This is a genomic window from Dehalobacter sp. TeCB1, from assembly GCF_001707455.1.
In the GTDB taxonomy this organism is placed as follows: domain Bacteria; phylum Bacillota; class Desulfitobacteriia; order Desulfitobacteriales; family Syntrophobotulaceae; genus Dehalobacter; species Dehalobacter restrictus.
The window spans coordinates 1-2988 of the sequence record NZ_MCHF01000032.1 but is presented as its reverse complement, the minus strand read 5'-3'; the positions used below and the strand labels follow the sequence as shown (position 1 = coordinate 2988).

At 39.5% G+C, this 2988-nt stretch carries 2 protein-coding genes; both read left to right on the top strand.

Features of this window, described 5'->3' with window-relative positions; all coding sequences use genetic code 11:
- The first annotated feature begins 421 nt into the window (after window positions 1-421).
- Window positions 422-892 (top strand): transcription elongation factor GreA, encoded by a 471-nt coding sequence (greA, locus tag A7D23_RS09035; RefSeq protein ID WP_019226924.1) that lies wholly within the window; start codon window positions 422-424, stop codon window positions 890-892.
- Between the two features lie 321 nt (window positions 893-1213).
- Window positions 1214-2683, top strand: coding sequence for a lysine--tRNA ligase (gene lysS, locus A7D23_RS09030; RefSeq protein WP_019226925.1), 1470 nt, complete (start codon window positions 1214-1216; stop codon window positions 2681-2683).
- The last annotated feature ends 305 nt before the right edge of the window (window positions 2684-2988 follow it).

Sequence of the window (2988 nt, the reverse complement as noted above, 5' to 3'; positions counted from 1 at the left end):
TATTATAACACATTACCACAAATTGCTCAATACTAAATAGCAATAATTTGACGATTTTCTAACAAAAAAAGCCCTGTTTTCAAGGCTTTCAAAGATTTTAATATTTATGCAAGTGTCAAAGACCCGGGTATGAGGAAAGCAGCAGAGTACCGGAACCAGATCATGAAAATCAAAAGTTACCAAGAAATGAAGACGTTGTTTTCAGGCATTTACTCGATGGAATGCCCGGACCATTAATCCGGCTATCAAAATATTAAGTAAATTTGCTTGACAATAAAATGGAGGTTCCTTATAATTACGAGTATTAAAAAGCTAGGAAGAGATTTACAGCGTATATTTTATTTTACTTGTGTATATAATGTCTCACATAAAAGGATTCAAAAAAATTACCTCATAAGAAAAAGAGGGAGGGGTATTTTTTATGCCCGAAAAAGAAGTCATTTTAACGCTTGATGGTTTGAAGAAACTGGAAGAAGAACTGGAGATTCTAAAGACCCAAAGAAGGAGAGAAGTTGCTGAAAGGATTAAACAAGCCATTGAGTTTGGAGATATATCCGAAAACTCAGAATATGAAGATGCTAAAAATGAACAGGCTTTTATTGAAGGCAGGATCATTACTCTCGAGAAAATGCTGAGAAATGCCAGAGTCATTGACGACAATGATGAAAAAGACCATGTTGCCATAGGAAGTACAGTGCTGTTAAAAGATGTTGAATACGGGGACGAAGAAGAGTATACCATCGTCGGCTCGGCAGAGGCAGATCCGGCAGTCAATAAAATTTCCAATGAATCACCGGTTGGCAAAGCTGTTCTTGGACAAATTAAAGGCAGCGTTGTTGAGGTTAATGTTCCGGCAGGAATGCTTCGTTATGAAATTGTAGATATCCGTTAGTTTATTTGCTGCTTTCTATTAAAAAATTTGTTCGTTCAATGGTCCATTTCAACAAAATGAAGCTGAATTTTAGCCCGTAATACCGCGTGATGGTGTTACGGGCTGGATAGTGTTTACAGGGTATTGGTATTATGTGAACACTAAATCTACATGTTTCCGCTGGTTAAATTTTTGTATGACTGCGTTGCCCTTCATTTCCTTGCCATCCGAAAATTTTCCTCAACGGTTTACATGTGTTTTAGAGCTGATAAGGTACTAGTTGGATAGCCTTGTTTGGTATAATATAGTATTGAACTGAAACAGATGTTGGGGGAAAAAACGATGGAAAATCTGGATATTAATGAACTGATGCGTATTCGCTTGGACAAGCTGGACAATCTCAGGGCGAAAGGTATTGAGCCCTATGCGGACCATTACTTGAGAACCCATTTATCACAAGGCATTATCGAGAATTTTGATGAGCTGGAAGGGCAGGATGTCAGCGCAGCCGGAAGAATCATGTCCAAAAGAGATCAAGGGAAAGTTCTTTTCGTGCACATTCAAGACCTTCAGGGGAAAATCCAGATCTATATTCGGGTTGATGCGTTCGGCGAAGAAATGTTTGACACGATAAAGACGTTTGATATTGGTGATATTATCGGCGTCCGCGGCAGCGTTTTCCGTACCAAAAGAGGCGAGATTTCAATAAAGGCTGAGGATATTACATTGCTATCAAAATCGCTGAGACCGCTGCCGGAAAAGTTTCATGGGCTTACCAACGTCGATATCCGTTACCGTCAGCGTTATCTTGATTTGATCATGAATGCAGAAGTGAAGGAAACATTTATCACCAGAAATAAAATTATTAGAACGATGCGTGAATACCTGGAAGAGAAAGGATTTCTGGAGGTTGAGACGCCTACGCTGCTTCCGATCGCAGGCGGCGCGACTGCAAAGCCTTTTATTACGCATCATAACGCGCTTGATATGCAGTTATACATGAGGATAGCTCTGGAACTTCCGCTTAAGAGGCTGATTGTGGGCGGTTTTGAAAAGGTATTTGAAATTGGCCGTAATTTCCGGAATGAAGGAATTTCGATTAAGCATAACCCTGAATTTACCATGATGGAACTATATCAGGCTTATGCAAATTATGAAGACATTATGAACCTTACAGAGGATATGATCGTTTATATTGTGGAGAAAGTTCTTCATACCCAGGAAGTTACTTATCAGGGTGAAAAGATTAATTTCGCGAAGCCCTGGCGCCGCTTGCCGATGCTTGACGCAATTAAAGAGTATGCTGGAATAGATTTTACCCAAATTGAAACCGATGAAGAAGCCAGAAAAGTTGCCATGGAGAAAGGGCTGCAAATTAATGCCCTGGAAACCAAGGGCAAAATTATCAATGAGGTTTTTGAAGAATTTGTTGAACCAAAACTTATTCAACCAACTTTTATCATCGGTCATCCTGTAGAAATTTCTCCTCTTGCTAAAAGGAATGCAGAAAATCCTGAGTATACGGACAGGTTTGAGGTATTTATTTATGGTAGAGAGGCAGGAAATGCGTTCTCGGAGTTAAATGACCCCATTGATCAGAGAGGGAGATTTGAAAAACAGGTTCTGGAAAGAGAAAAGGGTGACGATGAGGCGCACATGATGGATGAAGACTTTCTTCAAGCGCTTGAATATGGACTTCCGCCTACAGGCGGACTTGGCATTGGGATTGACAGGCTCGTCATGCTTCTGACAGATTCAGCCTCTATCAGGGACGTTATCTTATTTCCTACCATGAAATCCAGAGAAGATTAATAAAGATGAATATTTAATTAAGAAAATGATTATCCTTTAGATATTCGTAGAATTTTGTAGAAAAAACGAAGCATTCTTGACCTAGTGATGTTTAAACTGGGATAAAGATGCTTGAAAGGTACCGGTAACTTTGTTATTATAACTAAGCGCTCGGGACACAGCGAGCCAAAAGGAAATCAAGGTCATTGAAAACTGAACAACAAGAATGAATTAAAAGCTAGACTCGTCAATGAATTTTTGGTAAACAAACGAGCTGAATCAAGCTCCGTAAATAGTTTTTATGGAGAGTTTGATCCTGGCTCAGG